The sequence below is a fragment of the Nissabacter sp. SGAir0207 genome, assembly GCF_005491205.1.
Taxonomy (GTDB): Bacteria; Pseudomonadota; Gammaproteobacteria; order Enterobacterales; family Enterobacteriaceae; genus Chimaeribacter.
Genome location: NZ_CP028035.1, coordinates 2,251,596 through 2,266,846, shown reverse-complemented (window position 1 = coordinate 2,266,846; position 15,251 = coordinate 2,251,596). Strand labels below are relative to the sequence as shown.

Genomic DNA, 15,251 nt, shown 5'->3' with positions numbered 1-15,251 from the left:
AATAAACGCATCCGTGCTCAACGGCCGGGTGGTGAAAAAAAGATCACAAAACACCGCGACACAGGCATGGAGCAGTTTCTCATACAAAAAACAGGGATTTTTACAGTAGCAAATTAGGTCAGGAGGCTAATATACAGAAGATTACCATAAATACGGTGACAGGGATCGCCTTCCTCTGTGCGTAATCAGCAAGATTGCGCACAAAAAGGCGATGGCAGAGGATGACGTGATGCTCAGGACGCGAGTGGGGAGCTGTTCATGCTATATCCATCCTCTGGACGGGCGACATGCTGCGACAGTTCACGGATGATGCCAGCGGTCATGCCCCAGACAAACTGCTGCTGATACCAGCTTAAATAGATGCGGTGGCGAATGCCGCGCCGCTCGATGTCCAGCGGCGTGTAGCGCGACAGCCGTAGCGCCTCCTGCAACGGCATCTCAAACACCTCTGCCACCTCATCAGCATTGGGTTGCAGCACGATATCCGGCGACACCAGCCCCACCACCGGCGTAACCTGAAAGCCGGTGGAGCTTTCGACCGGCCCCAGCTGCCCCAGCACCTGCACCGCCTCAGGCGGGATGCCCACCTCCTCGTGCGCCTCGCGCAGCGCGGTGAAGATCAGCGAGCGATCGTCGGGGTCAGCCGAGCCGCCGGGAAAGGCGACCTGCCCGGCATGTTTGCGCAGCGTATCGGCCCGGCGGGTCAGCAGCAGCGTCGGTGCCGGGCGGCAGACCACCGGCAGCAGCACCGCCGCCTGACGCACCGCGCGCGGCGGCCGCGCCGGAGCGGGCTGTTGCAGCATAAAGCGGGTAATGAACTCATCCAGCGTATAGTCAGCACTCATTCAGCCGTTTCCCTCTCCGGTTGCCGGGCGTGGTCGCGCAGCTGCGGCAGGATGCGCGCCACCTTGTCAAAAGTCTCCTGGTACTCCGCCTGCTCGTCGCTGTCGGCGACGATACCGCCGCCAGCCCAGCAGTATAGCCGCCCCTGCTCGGCCAGCAGCGTGCGGATGGTGATATTGGTGTCCATCGCGCCGCACAGGCTCAGGTAGCCGATGCTGCCGCAATAGGCGTTACGGCGCTGCGGCTCCAGCTCCTCAATGATCTCCATCGCTCGCACTTTGGGCGCGCCGGTGATGGAGCCGCCGGGGAAGCAGGCGCGCAGCAGGTCAGTGGCATGGCGATCGTCCGGCAACCGGGCGGTAATGGTGCTCACCAGATGGTGTACCGCCGGGAACGGCTCCACCACGAACAACTCCGGCACCCGCACGCTGCCCGGCTCGGCGACGCGGCCGATGTCATTGCGCAGCAGGTCAACAATCATCAAATTCTCTGCCCGGTCTTTCTCCGAGGCAGCCAGCCGCGCCGCCTGACGGGCATCCGCTTCCGGGTCAGCCAGCCGTGGCAACGTGCCCTTGATGGGACGGGTCTGGATCTGCTGTTGCTCCAACCACAGGAAGCGCTCCGGCGAGACGCTCAGCACCGCCTGTTGCGGCAGGCGCAGGAAGGCGGAGAAGGGCGCGCGGTTGCTGGCGTTAAGGCGGGTGAAAGCCTGCCACTCACTGCCTTGGTAGGGAGCAGAGAAGCGCTGGGTCAGGTTGATCTGGTAACAGTCGCCGCTGCGCAAATAGGCCTGTACCCGGCGGAAACGCTCGCCATAGCCCTCGCGGCTCAGGTTGGCCTGCCACTCGCCGGTCAGGCGAAAATCCGCCGCTGGTGCGGGCAGGGTGGCGTGGCGCGCCAGCCAGGCGAGGCGGGCATCCCGATCGCCCTGGCACACCAGCGTCAGGCGCTGGCGATGGTGATCCGCGATCAGCGCCCAGTCATAGATACCGACCGCCATGTCCGGCGCGTGCAGATCGGCCTCGGCCTGCGTCGGCAGTGCCTCCACCCGCCTGCCGAGATCGTAGCCAAACAGCCCCAGCGCCCCACCCTGAAACGGCAGGTTCGCATCGGCGGACGGCGTCACGCCCAGCGCGGCCATCGCTTCCCTGACCAGCGTGAAGGGATCGGCATCACTCACGCGCGTGCCGGTCGCATCCTCGATCACGGTGGAGGCCCCCTGCGTCACCAGCGTGGCGCAGGGGTCTGCCACCAGAATATCGAAGCGGTTATGCAGGTGATCCGCCTGCCCGGAGTGCAGCAGCATCGCCCACGGCAGGGAGGAGAGGGGGGCAAAACGCGTCAGCAGCGCATCAGGGGTATAGTCGAGGGTGGTGGTCGTGCACATGATCTCAAGCAATCTCAGCGGCCTGCCGCCGGGGCGGCAAAAAAAGAGGCAGCCAGCCTACCACAGAACCCCGGCAGAGGGGAAAGCAGGCCGCTAGGCCATCGGCCCGCTGGCGCGTATACTGGAACATTAACAGAGGAGAGATCCATGCAATCGGGTATGCCGGCACTTACACACCAGGAGCAGCAGCAGGCTGCGGAACGTATTCACCAGCTCATGGAGCAGGGGATGAGCAGCGGGGAGGCGATCGCGCGGGTCGCGCAGGAGATCCGGGAAGCCCACCGTGGCGCACAGGTGGCGGTGCGTTTTGACGAAGAGGATGAGCAGGATCAGGATGACGAGGCGGAAGAGGAGGACGGGCACGCCCGTTAACCCCTGCCAGCCACAACGGGCGCCGAGGCGCCCGTTATGTTTTGAATCAGCCGCTCACCTTGACGGCAGCCGCGGCCTGAATGGCGCGCTCGACCGCCGCCTCGACCGTATCGCCGGTCGCCAGTGCCACGCCAAGGCGGCGCTTGCCAGCAATCTCGGGCTTGCCAAACAGGCGGATCTGGTTATGGCCGCCCAGCGCCTGTTCCACGCCCGCAAAGCGCACGTCGCCGCTGGTCAGCTCCGGCAGGATGACCGCCGAGGCTGATGGGCCAAACTGGCGCACTTCGCCAATCGGCAGACCAAGGAAGGCGCGCACATGCAGCGCAAACTCCGACAGATCCTGTGAAATCAGCGTCACCATGCCGGTATCATGCGGGCGCGGCGACACTTCACTGAAGATCACCTCATCGCCACACACAAACAGCTCGACGCCAAACAGGCCGCGACCGCCCAGCGCCTTGACCACCTGCTCAGCAATGGCCTGCGCGCGTTGCAGCGCCAGTTCACTCATCTGCTGCGGCTGCCAGGACTCACGGTAGTCACCCTCTTCCTGACGGTGGCCGATCGGCGCACAGAAGTGGATGCCATCCACCGCGCTGATGGTCAGCAGGGTGATTTCGAAATCAAAACGCACCAGCCCCTCGACAATCACCCGCCCGCCGCCAGCGCGCCCGCCCTGTTGGGCATACTCCCAGGCGGCCTGCATCTGGTCTGCGGTGCGGATCAGGCTCTGGCCCTTGCCAGAGGAGCTCATCACCGGCTTGATGATGCAGGGCAGGCCAATCTCCTCCACGGCCTGGCGGAAAGCGCTTTCGCTGTCGGCAAAGCGGTAGCTGGAAGTAGGCAGGCCCAGGGTCTCCGCCGCCAGACGACGGATGCCCTCGCGGTTCATGGTCAGGCGGGTGGCCTCGGCGCTCGGCACCACGTGGTGGCCCTCCTGCTCCAGCGTCACCAGCATACTGGTGGCGATGGCCTCAATCTCCGGCACGATAAAGTCAGGACGCTCGCGCTCAATCACGGCGCGCAGCGCGTCGCCATCCAGCATATTGATCACGTGGCTGCGGTGGGCGACGTGCATGGCCGGGGCATCGGCATAGCGGTCAACGGCGATGACTTCCAGGCCAAGACGCTGGCACTCAATGGCCACTTCTTTACCTAATTCACCCGAGCCTAACAGCATGACACGGGTCGCGGAGGGGCGCAGGGCAGTTCCAAGGATCAACATAGCTTACCTATCTGTTTCAGGGTTGACTGACTCGACTCAAAATAACGCGCGCAGTATAAACGAAAACGTTTGCGTGTGCAGCCCCACCGATGTTTTTCGGCCCGCGTTCATGTGCGATTTTTAGGCGCCGACAGCAGGCCACGCCATCCACGCATCGGGCATTTTGGCAGGAAATCCAATACAATCCATAGCTTAGGACAGGAGAAAAATTTGCGCTGCCCGCATGAATATGCGTTAATTCCCCGGTCCTGCGGAGCAGGCAGCAGGTGCGGTACCTCAATGGGATGAGCGATTTTTATGTGATGGCCCTCCCGGCTTTTCAGCGGTTCTGGTGTCGTTATCCTGATGCTGGCCTGTGGCGCAGGGCGTCTCGCGCCTGCGGGCAGACTTACCAATGAAGGAAAACGCCATGAGCAAGAAAACTGGCCACGTGAAGTGGTTCAACGAATCCAAAGGCTTCGGCTTCATCACCCCGGCTGACGGTTCCAATGACCTCTTCGTCCACTTCTCGGCGATCGTCAGCGACGGCTTCAAAACCCTGGCGGAAGGGCAGCAGGTGGAGTTCTCCGTACAGGAGACCCCGCGTGGCCCATCGGCTGCCAACGTGGTTGCCATCTGACTGCGCGTTGCCGCCCCGTGCGGTGAGCGCCTGAAAACCCGCCCGGCGCGGGTTTTTTTGCCCCAGGCCCCCGCCGGGTTACCGCGCCCGGCCCGCTCTCTGCTATGATGGGCGCTTGCCGGAACTGACTGTATTGCAGCACACGCCCGCCCCCCTTTTTTTCCATCATAAGAGCGACTGTCTTGAGCACACTCCCATTTTCTTCCCTGCCGCTGCCGGCGGAGCAACTCGACAATCTGGCGGAACTGGGTTACGCCACCATGACCCCGGTACAGGCCGCCGCCCTGCCGGCCATCCTCGATGGCCGTGACGTCCGTGCCAAGGCACAGACCGGCAGCGGCAAAACCGCTGCCTTCGGCATTGGCCTGCTGGACAAGATTGTCGCTGGCCAGTACCTCACTCAGGCGCTGGTGCTCTGCCCAACCCGCGAGCTGGCGGATCAGGTGAGCAAAGAGCTGCGCCGCCTCGCGCGCTTCACCCAGAACATCAAGATCCTGACCCTGTGCGGCGGCCAGCCCATTGGCCCGCAGCTTGATTCGCTGGTGCGCCCGCCGCATATCGTGGTCGGCACGCCGGGCCGGGTACAGGAGCACCTGCGCAAGCAGACGCTGAACCTGGACGCACTGCGCCTGCTGGTGTTGGATGAGGCCGATCGTATGCTCGATATGGGCTTCAGCGATGACATCGACGAGGTGATCCGCTACACCCCGCCGCAGCGCCAGACCCTGCTGTTCTCCGCCACCTACCCGGAGGGGATCGCCCGCATCAGCGCCCGTGTCCAGCGCGAGCCGCTGACGATTGAGATCGACGGCGGTGAGCAGCCGCCCTCCATTGAACAGATTTTCATCGAGACCAGCCGCGACAAACGCCTGCGCCTGCTGACCGGCACCCTGCGCCACTACCAGCCGGCCTCGTGTGTGGTGTTCTGCAACACCAAACGCGATTGTCAGGAGGTGGCCGACGCGCTGGCTGCCGAGAACATCAGCGCGCTGGCCCTGCACGGCGACCTGGAGCAGCGTGACCGCGATCAGGTGCTGGTGCGCTTCGCCAACCGCAGCTGCCGGGTGCTGGTGGCGACCGATGTCGCCGCGCGCGGCCTCGACATCAAGGATCTGGAGCTGGTGGTGAACTACGAGCTCTCCTTCGACCCCGAGGTGCACGTCCACCGCATTGGCCGTACTGGCCGCGCGGGTACGGCCGGTGTAGCGGTCAGCTTCTGCGCCCCACAGGAGATGGTACGCGTGCACGCGCTGGAGGATTACCTCGCCATCCGCACCCAGTGGCAGCCGGCTGACAAGCTGATGGCGACCCCGTCCGTGGCGCTCGAGCCAGAGATGGCTACGCTCTGCATCGATGGCGGCCGCAAGGCGAAAATCCGCCCCGGCGATATCCTTGGCGCGCTGACCGGTGACGCCGGGCTGACGGCGGCGGAAGTCGGCAAAATCGACATGTTCCCGATACATGCCTATGTGGCGATCCGCCGTGCCAGCGTCCGTCGTGCGCTCTCGCAGCTCCAGCAAGGTAAAATCAAAGGCAAAAGCTGTAAAGCCCGGTTATTGAAGTAATTTATTTTTTGGGAGGCGGGTTCCGGTTTGTGCGAAAGGGCTTGCCTCCCCGTCCTATTTTCCTTAAACTGTATATCTATACAGTAGTGTGCCATTAAGAGGATTAACACTCATGACGGTTGAAGTGAAATATGTCGTGGTGCGACAAGGCGAGGAAAAGATGACGTTTGCGACCAAGAAAGAGGCTGACGCTTACGACAAGATGCTGGATCTGGCCGATACCCTGTCTGAATGGCTGGCCCATTCCGCACTGGAGATGGAGGAGGGCGAGCGTGAAAGCCTGAGCTTCTTCCTGGCCGAGCATAAAGATCCGCTGACCCAGATCCTGCGCGGCGGTTCGCTGGAGAGCGTGCTGGCGAGCAAAGCGGAAGAGGGTGCTGAAGAGCCGGCGCGCCTGAAGCCCAAGGGCCGCGGCAAAGAGGCGGCGGACAGCGACAATCAGGCCGCCTGAGCCTGACGCCATCAAGGAGTGATGCCATGCGATCCTTTACCTTCTATGGCCGCTTCCAGGATGACATCCTGGCCGGCCGCAAAACCATTACCCTGCGTGACAGCCTTGAGGCCGACGTTACGCCGGGTGAGGTGTTGTGCGTCTCGCGCCTTGAGGATGGCGGCGTCTTCTGCCATCTGCGCGTGCTTGCCGTAACGCCAGTGGCCCCTTCCGAGCTAAACGACACCCACGCCCGGCAGGAGAACATGTCCCTCCCTGAGCTGCGACAGCTTATCCAGACCCTCTATCCCGATATCCAGCAACTCTACTGCATTGAGTTCGCCCTCTGTTAGGGGCTATCATGCCTCTTTTGTTAAGATGTTGTTTTCAGGTTGCCTGAGGCGCCAACATTTATCCAACGCCTGACCGGCGCAGTAGCCATACTTAGCAGGATTCCATGCGCCGGTGCGTCCTTTCGCCCCTTATCGGTTAACAATGGCAGTGCCAGGGAACAGTCGATGATCACACCACCCAAAGCTGACAAGCGCCCCCATACCCTCACCACGCACGGTGATAGCCGTATCGATGAGTATTACTGGCTACGTGATGATGAGCGCAGCGCGCCGGATGTGCTGGCCCACCTGACCGCCGAGAACCAGTACACCGAGCAGATGATGCAGCCCCATCAGGCACTGCGTGAAACCCTCTATCAGGAGATGGTAGATCGTATCCCGCAGGAGGATGCCTCAGTACCCTACGTGCGCCACGGTTACCGCTACCAGACCCGCTACCAGCCCGGTAAGGAGTACCCGATCTACGTGCGCCAGCCTGCCGCCGAGACGCAGGCATGGGAGGTGCTGCTGGATGCCAACGTGCGGGCGGAGGGGCATGAGTTCTACACCCTCGGCGCGCTGGACGTCAGCCCGGACAACCAGCGGCTGGCGATGGCGGAGGATTTCCTCTCGCGCCGCCAGTACGACATCCGCATCCGTGAGGCGGCCAGCGAGCAGTGGTCGGAAGAGGTGATCACCAACACCTCCGCCAGCTTTGAGTGGGCCAATGACTCCCGCACCCTCTATTACGTGCGCAAGCATGACAAAACGCTGCTGCCTTATCAGGTCTATCGCCATGTAGTGGGCAGCGATCCGGCGCAGGATGTGCTGGTGTATGAGGAGCAGGATGACACCTTCTACGTCAGCCTGGAGAAGACCACCTCCGAGCGCTATATCCTGATCCACCTCAGCAGCACCACCACCTCAGAGATCCTGCTGCTGGATGCGGCGGAGCCAGAGGCCGAGCCACAGATCTTTGTGCCGCGCCGCCGTGACCACGAATACGCCATCGATCACTACCGTGACCACTTCTATATCCGCTCCAATAAAGAGGGCAAAAACTTTGGCCTCTATCAGGCCGATCGCCCGGACGAGGCGGGGTGGCAGGTGGTGATACCGGCGCGCCAGGAGGTGATGCTGGAGGGCTTCAGCCTGTTCCGCCACTGGCTGGTGGTGGAGGAGCGCAGCGAGGGGCTGACCCACCTGCGCCAGATCCACTGGCAGAGCGGGGCGCAGAAGGAGATTCGCTTCGACGATCCCACCTACGTCACCTGGCTGGCCTATAACCCAGACCCGGAAACTGAATTGCTGCGCTACGGCTACTCCTCCATGACCACCCCCAGCTCGTTGTTTGAGGTGGATATGGAGAGCGGCGAGCGCACCCTGCTGAAGCAGCAGGAGGTGAAGAATTTTGATAGCGGCCACTATGCCAGCGAACGGCTATGGGTGACGGCGCGCGATGGGGTGAAGGTGCCGGTGTCGCTGGTCTACCGGCGTGATCTGTTCCAGGTGGGGGCCAACCCGCTGCTGGTCTATGGCTATGGCTCCTACGGCAGTAGCATGGATCCCTCATTCAGCACCAGCCGCCTGAGCCTGCTTGACCGTGGTTTTGTGTTTGCGCTGGCGCACATCCGCGGCGGCGGGGAGTTGGGCCAGCAGTGGTATGAAGATGGCAAGCTGCTTCACAAGCTCAACACCTTCAATGACTTTATTGACGTCACGCAGGCGCTGGTGGAGCAACGCTATGGCCGCCAGGATCGGGTCTATGCGATGGGAGGCAGCGCTGGCGGCCTGTTAATGGGGGCGGTGATCAATCAGGCTGGCGACCTCTACCACGGCATCGTGGCGCAAGTACCGTTCGTGGATGTGGTCACCACCATGCTGGATGAGAGCATTCCGCTGACCACTGGCGAGTACGACGAGTGGGGCAACCCCAATCAGGCGGAGTACTACCACTATATGTTGCAGTACAGCCCGTATGACCGGGTGGAGGCGAAAGCCTACCCAAGCATGATGGTCACCACTGGCCTGCATGACTCACAGGTGCAGTACTGGGAGCCGGCCAAGTGGGTCGCTAAATTGCGCGAGCTGAAGACCGACGGCAACCCGCTGCTGCTCTATACCGATATGGATGCCGGACACGGCGGCAAGTCTGGGCGCTTCAAGGCCTATGAGGATATCGCGATGGAGTATGCCTTTGTGCTGGCGCTGAGCGAGGGCACGCTGGCCTGATGCCTGCCGGGGCAGCGCGTCAGCGCTGCCCCCTGGCCAGTCAGGGCGTGAGGTAGTGGGTGAGGGTGTAGCGCATATCGGGGCTGAGGTCATCGATGGATTTCAGCATCCAGCGCAGATAGCCGGGATCTTCCTGGGCAATCGCCTCAATCGGCCGGCCACGGTACTTGCCGAACTTAAGGGTGCGCAGTAGCACCGGCTGTTCGGTGATCTCTGCCATCTCTTCGGCGCTCCAGCCCGTCTCCTGCATGATGCGCTGCAACAGAGCGGCGGTGACGTAACAGTCATAGAGCGCGCGGTGCGGCCACAGCCCTTCTGGCAGATCTACCTTCAGCCGCAGGGCATAGCGCAGGTGTTGGTTGCTGTACTTCAGGCCGGGGAACGCCTTGCGCGCCAGCTTGACGGTACAGATCCAGCGGCCATGCATCTCTGGCAGCATGGCGCGGTCAAAGGCCGCATTGTGCGCCACATAGTAGGGGCTGCCTTGGTAGCGGCCAATCACTTTCGCAATCCGTGGCTTGCCCTCCACCATCTCTTCCGTGATGTGATGGATAGCCATCGCCTCAATGCTGATGGGCCGGTCGGGCGAGACCAGATCGCTCATTGGATTCACAATCTGCCCCTCTACCACATCCACTGACGCAACTTCCACCACGCCGCCGTCAAGGCCGCAGGTTTCAGTGTCAATGACTCGCAGGATCATAGTACTCCTCGTTAATTAGCTGTCTAAAGAGATGGTGCGGCCCTGCCACTGGCCATTTAACCGCTCGCCCAGTACCAGCGCATTGCCGGTGCGTCCGGCGCGGGTGATGCAGCGGCCATCCTCCGCCCAGATGGCGCTCTGGCCCACACCCAGCAGGCCACCGGTCTGGCTGCCGTGGTTGGCCATCAATACCGCCATCTGGTGACGGCTGGCATACCCCTGCAAGCGTCCGCTATCCCGCTCGTAATTATCCTCAGAGAACAGCACACCCGCGGTATAGATGTTGGCACCGGCCAGCGCTGCCTGCTCCGGGTGCGATGGCACTGTCACATCGGCACAGATGGCCAGCCCGACATTGTACTCCTGAACCCGCACCAACGGGCCGCCCTGGCCCTGGCTGAAGTAGGCCAGTTCGTGCTCCACCAGATGCTGTTTGGTATAGGCATAGAGCGAGCCGTCAGTTTCACAGGCAATCGCGCCAATGCAGCAGGTACCCTGGGGATCGGTCAGCAGCGGCGCGCCAAACACAATGGTCATGGCATGGCGCTGTGCATCCTGACAGAGGGGCATCAGGCGCGGATCGTCCAGAGTCAGGGCCAGATCGCTGGCCTGACCCAATTCATAACCAGTAATAGAGAGTTCAGGGAAGATCAGCATGTTGACCTGTTCTTCGGCAGCAATTGCCACAAACTCACGGTGCAACGCGATATTTTTCTCAATATCGCATGGCACACTACAGTATTGCGCCGCTGCAATGACAATTCTATTCATGCCATCAATCCTTTTGGTATCAAACAATAAAAAACCCGCCTGAGCGGGTTTAAGTACGCGGGTCAGCCGGAATCACTCTTGCGGATGTGCTTTTTTGGCACGCTTGTCCGCCCGTTTTTCAGCAGGGGTTTTCAACGGCTTCTTCTTCGCATTCTTTTTGCTATCCATTCCCTTACTCATGGTGGCCTCTCTATACCGGTGATTGGGTTGGTATGCACCCTTATTAACATCTGTTTAAACTATTTTTTCAAGTAGAATTCAGCGGATTTTTCAAAAACGACTGTTTTTTCGTCACTCTTTTTTTGCTTACAAAATCCGGCAAGATTGACGATAAAATGGCCGAAAGAACGCGATTTCTTACAAATAAGAGCTAATTCATTGACGTAAATATAACAATCAGTTTTATTAACCCGAGGAGCAGGCAGATCGGGACAGCAGATGACGGCATTAAAGGGGTTATATCCCCCCATCAGAGCTTACGCCAGTGGCTGGCTTAACACCGGCGACGGCCATCAGGTTTACTGGGAACGTAGCGGCAACCCGGCGGGTAAGCCGGCAGTTTTCATCCACGGTGGCCCCGGCGGCGGCTGTTCGCCGATCCACCGACAGTTATTCGACCCTGAACGTTACAACGTCACGTTGTTTGACCAGCGAGGCTGTGGCCGGTCGCGTCCCCATGCCAGTCTGGACAACAACACCACCTGGCACCTGATAGAGGACATGGAGAAGCTGCGTGAAATGGCAGAGGTCGAGCAGTGGCTGGTGTTCGGCGGCTCCTGGGGATCGACCCTGGGTCTGGCCTATGCGCAGGCGCACCCTGATCGCGTCAGTGAACTGGTGCTGCGCGGCATCTTTACGCTGCGGCAGCGCGAGCTGGCATGGTACTACCAAGAGGGGGCGTCACGTTTCTTCCCGGATAAGTGGGAGCGAGTGCTGTCGATTCTGTCAGAGGAGGAGCGGCAGGATGTGATTGCCGCCTACCGGCGTCGCCTGACCAGCAGCGATCTGGAGGTACAGCTGGAAGCCGCACGCCTCTGGAGCCTGTGGGAAGGGGAGACGGTGACGCTGATGCCCGCCATCAACTCCGCCTCCTTTGGCGAAGATGAGTTTGCCCTGGCGTTCGCGCGCATCGAAAACCACTACTTCAGCCACAATGGCTTTCTGGAACATGACAATCAGTTGCTGGACGAGATGCCGCGCATCAGCCACCTGCCGGGCGTGATTGTGCATGGCCGCTATGATATGGCCTGTCAGGTACAGAATGCCTGGGATCTGGCGCAGCGCTGGCCAGAAGCGGAGTTACATATCATTGAGGGGGCTGGCCACTCCTTCGACGAGCCGGGCATTCTGGATCGCCTGATCCGCGCCACGGATCGCTTTGCCGGCAAGGCATGACCGCCCCGGCCGGGGCGGCAGTTACTTTTTGGGTTCGTAGGGCAGGCGGGAATATTTGTAGGACTCGCCGCGATAGAAGGCCACACGCTCGCGGAAGTAGGCGCGCAGCGCTTCTGGCTGTTCCCGCTCCACCAGTTCCGGCACCACCGGCATATTGTAGCGCTCTTTGAAGGCCACGCCGGACGCCGCCAGATCCACATTGATTCGGTTCATCTCTTCGATAGGCCGTTCAGCCAGGTTGTATCCCATTGCTCTCTCTCCGGGCGTTGGTTGTGCTGCGGCAAAAATAAAGCAAGCCCGGCCAAATGGCAAGGCAGCAACATCACGACAAAAAGAGGAAATCCTGGCAACCGCCATGCAAGAATATAAATAAGAACGATTCTCCTTATTAATTTCTGGCAGGGTAATGGTTCTCATTTATTAATTAAATCGAGTTTTATATTGACATTATCATATTAAATAAACTATTAAATTCAATGGATTGTAATTTTATTTAAAAAATTTCCGATTGATGGTTTCTATTTGCGGCGTGGGGCGGCATAATGCGCAAAATTAATCATCGCTTTCGCCTGTCATATTTAAGGATGCACCTATGTTAAAGCCAGAGATGGTCAGCCGCCTCAATGAACAACTGAACCTGGAGTTCTATTCCGCCAACCTCTACTTGCAAATGAGCGCCTGGTGCAGCGACAAGGGTTTTGAGGGGGCCGCCGCCTTCCTGAAAGCCCATTCGCGTGAAGAGATGGAGCACATGCAGCGTCTGTTTGATTATGTCAGCGACACCGGTGCCCTGCCGCTGCTGGGCGCGATTGCCGCGCCGCCGGTGGAGTTTGCCTCTCTGTCTGAGCTGTTCGCCCAGACCTATGAACATGAGCAGCTGATCACGGGCAAAATCAACGAGCTGGCGCATCTGGCGATGACTTTGCAGGACTACTCCACCTTTAACTTCCTGCAATGGTATGTGGCCGAGCAGCATGAAGAGGAGAAGCTGTTCAAGTCGGTGCTCGACAAGCTGGGTCTGGTGAGCAATACCGGCAACGGCTTGTTCTTTGTCGACAAAGAGCTGAAAAACATGACCCCCGGCGTAGAGCCGACGGCATAATCCCGCTGCTCCCTAAAAGCCCGCCTTGTGCGGGCTTTTTTATTGATGTCAGCACTAAACATTAATCGCGTGAACAACGGGAAAATCGTTAGCCTGTTTGTTCTTTACCAATGAAGGATGGCGATTGGCAAGGTGAGGGAGTAGTTTTATCAACATGTTTTACCTCTTTTTTCTATCCTATTGATGGCTATTTCTTGCACCATTTATTTTAATTGGACTTGAGGTGGAGTGAGGTGCTGCTCTGGGGAAATTATTGATTGGCCCATTATTAGGTAACGAATAATTCCTTCTCCAGATATTTGTTGAGGCAATTTTTAAAGAATATTTACAAATAATAAGTGAGGTGCATAACACGCCAGCCTTTTAAGCTGCCCCAGCGCAATGTCTACTCATCACTCTTGCCGTACTTTAGGCAGCATGGCCGGTTGGCGGCTCTTTTTTATGTAACGGAATACCATCACCCCATGAGCGACAGCAAACAAACGATCTATTCAATACATGTACTGCGTGGCATCGCCGCAGTCGCCGTACTCTTGACCCATCATTACGGATTCATTCAGATTCCAAAAACGGAACCTTTTGGCATTCTGTTTTCCTGTGCCTCATGGGGGGTTGATCTCTTCTTTATTATCAGCGGATTTATTGCCGCTTATACTATTCCACCTGGTGTCGCAGGGTATGCACCGGCGCTCAACTATTTTGTTCAGCGTCTAATCCGTATTGTTCCACTTTACTACCTGCTGACACTCAGTAGCTTTGGTGCTGACAGCGAAATGTGGTGGAAGAGCATAAAATCTATGCTATTTATCCCAGCGGGCAATACTTCACTGCCCGCCAGCGCCATAGGGCCTATTTATGGTGGCGCGCGAATTGGGCAGGGCTGGACATTGAACTATGAGATGTTCTTCTATTTTATCGTTGCACTCTCGTTTATGTTCGGTAAGAAGAAGTGGGTCTTTACTGCACTGGCACTCGGTACCATTATCATTATGCCGCTTATTGCTTTTGGTGTACCGGCCGATTACCTCTCACATGGTTTCCAGTTCTCACTGCCCTATTTATCAATGATGACGCACCCCATCATTCTGGAATTTTTGTTAGGCGTGCTAATTGGTGTGCTCTATCCGAAAATCAATGCACGGCTTACTCTCTTATGGTGGGCGCTTATTCTCGCGACGGTTTGGGTGTTTGTCGTCAATACCTACAGTCTCAACACCAATGTGCATGGCATACACACCCGCGGTTGGTATTTGGCGCTGCTGATTGTTGCCTTATTGAAACTGGAGAAGTGCGGCTATGCTATTAAAAACCCGCTCCTGCTCTACGTTGGTACTATCTCTTATTCGATCTACTTGCTGCAATTCAATATCCAGAACATTTTTATTAAACTCTTCAAACATGCCTCGGGCGGTGTGATTACGCATCCATACTGGTTGATGTTACTTTCTATCAGTACGACCTTTATCGTTGCTCACTTTACCCACAAATACATTGAAGATAGGTTCAGTCAATTCCTGAAAAAGAAGTGGGCGAATCGCACGGTTTTTGTTACGACACCAGTAAGGTAGTGCAGCCAGCACTTTACTCAACCACTGGCGTACTGCTGCCCTCGGCCCACCTCTGGTGGGCCGGTGCCTTTTGGGCGGGGGTAGAGAAATTGCCAAATGGCAGGCATAAAAAAAGACCGAATACGATTCCTATATTCGGTCTAGGGAAATGGCTCTTGGGAGAGAGCCGTGCGCTAAAAGTTGGCATTAATGCAGGCTGTTATGCCTTGCACTTTATAGCGTAGACGACAGAGGTGATTTTTCCAGCATCACACACCGGCTGTGTGAGCGTGAACGCCATCGGAATTCACTTTTGTGATAACTATCCCAAAACAATTCCTTAACATTGGCGTTCTGCCTTTTTCATGACTTTTCACGGTGCGTTCTGGCTTAATCGCAGAGGGTCAACGCTTTCTGCTGCACGGCGGCCAGGCTCATTTTCTGGCCCGGCTGTTGCGGATCGTCAAGCTGGATTTTGGCAATCGGCTGCGCCTGAGTTTTGCCGGCTTTAACCTCTGCTTCAGCCACCTCATTCAGCGGGTACTGCACCAGCGTGCTGTCATTAATGGCAAACAGCGCCTTGCCAGTGCGGCACTGCAACATCACCTCCTCACGGGTGAAGGGCCATGCCTTGCCAAACTGGAAACGGCTGACGGTCACAATGTCCGCCGCCACGGCGCTGCCGCACAGGGTGGTCAAAACCAGAGAGAGGATCACTTTTTTCATGG

The 15,251-nt window shown here is 58.5% G+C and carries 16 protein-coding genes; 9 read left to right on the top strand and 7 right to left on the bottom strand.

Translation table 11 applies throughout. From position 1 onward, the window contains the following. Window positions 1–233 precede the first annotated feature (233 nt). Entirely contained in the window at window positions 234–845 is a 612-nt protein-coding gene (locus C1N62_RS09895) for a CoA pyrophosphatase (protein ID WP_137763475.1), read from the bottom strand. After that, window positions 842–2,230 (bottom strand): aminodeoxychorismate synthase component 1, encoded by a 1,389-nt coding sequence (gene pabB, locus C1N62_RS09890; protein WP_137763474.1) that lies wholly within the window; start codon window positions 2,228–2,230, stop codon window positions 842–844. Before pabB ends, C1N62_RS09895 begins: the two co-directional genes overlap by 4 nt. A gap of 147 nt (window positions 2,231–2,377) precedes the next feature. On the opposite strand from pabB, the gene C1N62_RS09885 reads away from it, so the two are divergent. After that, window positions 2,378–2,602 (top strand): YoaH family protein, encoded by a 225-nt coding sequence (locus C1N62_RS09885; RefSeq protein WP_137763473.1) that lies wholly within the window; start codon window positions 2,378–2,380, stop codon window positions 2,600–2,602. 46 nt (window positions 2,603–2,648) lie between these two features. Here C1N62_RS09885 and purT read toward each other — a convergent pair whose 3' ends face one another. Further along, on the bottom strand, window positions 2,649–3,827 hold the full coding sequence (purT, locus tag C1N62_RS09880; RefSeq protein ID WP_137763472.1) for a formate-dependent phosphoribosylglycinamide formyltransferase: 1,179 nt from the start codon (window positions 3,825–3,827) through the stop codon (window positions 2,649–2,651). A 409-nt stretch (window positions 3,828–4,236) separates the two neighbouring features. Between purT and C1N62_RS09875 the strand changes: the two genes are divergently transcribed. The 5 genes from C1N62_RS09875 (at window position 4,237) to C1N62_RS09855 (ending at window position 9,005) form a co-directional block, all read left to right on the top strand. Continuing rightward, entirely contained in the window at window positions 4,237–4,446 is a 210-nt protein-coding gene (locus C1N62_RS09875; protein ID WP_137763471.1) for a cold shock domain-containing protein, read from the top strand. A 182-nt stretch (window positions 4,447–4,628) separates the two neighbouring features. Further along, window positions 4,629–6,011, top strand: coding sequence for an ATP-dependent RNA helicase DbpA (dbpA, locus tag C1N62_RS09870; protein WP_137763470.1), 1,383 nt, complete (start codon window positions 4,629–4,631; stop codon window positions 6,009–6,011). A gap of 112 nt (window positions 6,012–6,123) precedes the next feature. Continuing rightward, entirely contained in the window at window positions 6,124–6,462 is a 339-nt protein-coding gene (locus tag C1N62_RS09865; protein WP_137763469.1) for a YebG family protein, read from the top strand. Between the two features lie 26 nt (window positions 6,463–6,488). Beyond that, window positions 6,489–6,794, top strand: a complete 306-nt coding sequence (gene yqfB, locus C1N62_RS09860) for a N(4)-acetylcytidine aminohydrolase (protein WP_137763468.1) — start codon at window positions 6,489–6,491, stop codon at window positions 6,792–6,794. A gap of 165 nt (window positions 6,795–6,959) precedes the next feature. After that, complete coding sequence (locus C1N62_RS09855) at window positions 6,960–9,005, top strand: S9 family peptidase (RefSeq protein WP_137763467.1); 2,046 nt, start codon at window positions 6,960–6,962, stop codon at window positions 9,003–9,005. Window positions 9,006–9,045: 40 nt separating this feature from the next. Here the strand turns inward: C1N62_RS09855 and exoX are convergent, their stop codons facing one another. Then, the gene (gene exoX, locus C1N62_RS09850; protein WP_137763466.1) at window positions 9,046–9,708 is read right to left on the bottom strand and encodes an exodeoxyribonuclease X; all 663 of its coding nucleotides are present in this window, start codon (window positions 9,706–9,708) and stop codon (window positions 9,046–9,048) included. 15 nt (window positions 9,709–9,723) lie between these two features. Continuing rightward, window positions 9,724–10,479 carry a carbon-nitrogen hydrolase family protein gene (locus C1N62_RS09845; RefSeq protein WP_137763465.1) on the bottom strand — a complete coding sequence of 252 codons (756 nt, stop codon included), beginning with the start codon at window positions 10,477–10,479 and terminating at the stop codon, window positions 9,724–9,726. A 438-nt stretch (window positions 10,480–10,917) separates the two neighbouring features. On the opposite strand from C1N62_RS09845, the gene pip reads away from it, so the two are divergent. Beyond that, window positions 10,918–11,874 carry a prolyl aminopeptidase gene (gene pip / locus C1N62_RS09840; protein WP_137763464.1) on the top strand — a complete coding sequence of 319 codons (957 nt, stop codon included), beginning with the start codon at window positions 10,918–10,920 and terminating at the stop codon, window positions 11,872–11,874. A gap of 21 nt (window positions 11,875–11,895) precedes the next feature. Here pip and C1N62_RS09835 read toward each other — a convergent pair whose 3' ends face one another. Continuing rightward, a complete protein-coding gene (locus C1N62_RS09835) occupies window positions 11,896–12,123 on the bottom strand; it encodes a DNA polymerase III subunit theta (protein WP_137763463.1) in 228 nt (75 codons plus the stop codon). 343 nt (window positions 12,124–12,466) lie between these two features. Between C1N62_RS09835 and ftnA the strand changes: the two genes are divergently transcribed. Together ftnA and C1N62_RS09825 are read left to right on the top strand one after the other, a co-directional pair. After that, the gene (gene ftnA, locus C1N62_RS09830) at window positions 12,467–12,976 is read left to right on the top strand and encodes a non-heme ferritin (protein WP_137763462.1); all 510 of its coding nucleotides are present in this window, start codon (window positions 12,467–12,469) and stop codon (window positions 12,974–12,976) included. 464 nt (window positions 12,977–13,440) lie between these two features. Next, window positions 13,441–14,544, top strand: coding sequence for an acyltransferase (locus tag C1N62_RS09825; RefSeq protein ID WP_137763461.1), 1,104 nt, complete (start codon window positions 13,441–13,443; stop codon window positions 14,542–14,544). A 369-nt stretch (window positions 14,545–14,913) separates the two neighbouring features. Here C1N62_RS09825 and C1N62_RS09815 read toward each other — a convergent pair whose 3' ends face one another. After that, window positions 14,914–15,249 (bottom strand): YebY family protein, encoded by a 336-nt coding sequence (locus tag C1N62_RS09815; protein WP_137763459.1) that lies wholly within the window; start codon window positions 15,247–15,249, stop codon window positions 14,914–14,916. Window positions 15,250–15,251 lie beyond the last annotated feature (2 nt).

Excerpts from the sequence above, each read along its gene's own strand:
- C1N62_RS09895 (WP_137763475.1), bottom strand. The coding sequence starts at position 845 with ATGAGTGCTGACTATACGCTGGATGAGTTCATTACCCGCTTTATGCTG.
- pabB (WP_137763474.1), bottom strand. The coding sequence starts at position 2,230 with ATGTGCACGACCACCACCCTCGACTATACCCCTGATGCGCTGCTGACG.
- C1N62_RS09885 (WP_137763473.1), top strand. The coding sequence starts at position 2,378 with ATGCAATCGGGTATGCCGGCACTTACACACCAGGAGCAGCAGCAGGCT.
- purT (WP_137763472.1), bottom strand. The coding sequence starts at position 3,827 with ATGTTGATCCTTGGAACTGCCCTGCGCCCCTCCGCGACCCGTGTCATG.
- C1N62_RS09875 (WP_137763471.1), top strand. The coding sequence starts at position 4,237 with ATGAGCAAGAAAACTGGCCACGTGAAGTGGTTCAACGAATCCAAAGGC.
- C1N62_RS09865 (WP_137763469.1), top strand. The coding sequence starts at position 6,124 with ATGACGGTTGAAGTGAAATATGTCGTGGTGCGACAAGGCGAGGAAAAG.
- yqfB (WP_137763468.1), top strand. The coding sequence starts at position 6,489 with ATGCGATCCTTTACCTTCTATGGCCGCTTCCAGGATGACATCCTGGCC.
- C1N62_RS09855 (WP_137763467.1), top strand. The coding sequence starts at position 6,960 with ATGATCACACCACCCAAAGCTGACAAGCGCCCCCATACCCTCACCACG.
- exoX (WP_137763466.1), bottom strand. The coding sequence starts at position 9,708 with ATGATCCTGCGAGTCATTGACACTGAAACCTGCGGCCTTGACGGCGGC.
- C1N62_RS09845 (WP_137763465.1), bottom strand. The coding sequence starts at position 10,479 with ATGAATAGAATTGTCATTGCAGCGGCGCAATACTGTAGTGTGCCATGC.
- pip (WP_137763464.1), top strand. The coding sequence starts at position 10,918 with ATGACGGCATTAAAGGGGTTATATCCCCCCATCAGAGCTTACGCCAGT.
- C1N62_RS09835 (WP_137763463.1), bottom strand. The coding sequence starts at position 12,123 with ATGGGATACAACCTGGCTGAACGGCCTATCGAAGAGATGAACCGAATC.
- ftnA (WP_137763462.1), top strand. The coding sequence starts at position 12,467 with ATGTTAAAGCCAGAGATGGTCAGCCGCCTCAATGAACAACTGAACCTG.
- C1N62_RS09825 (WP_137763461.1), top strand. The coding sequence starts at position 13,441 with ATGAGCGACAGCAAACAAACGATCTATTCAATACATGTACTGCGTGGC.
- C1N62_RS09815 (WP_137763459.1), bottom strand. The coding sequence starts at position 15,249 with ATGAAAAAAGTGATCCTCTCTCTGGTTTTGACCACCCTGTGCGGCAGC.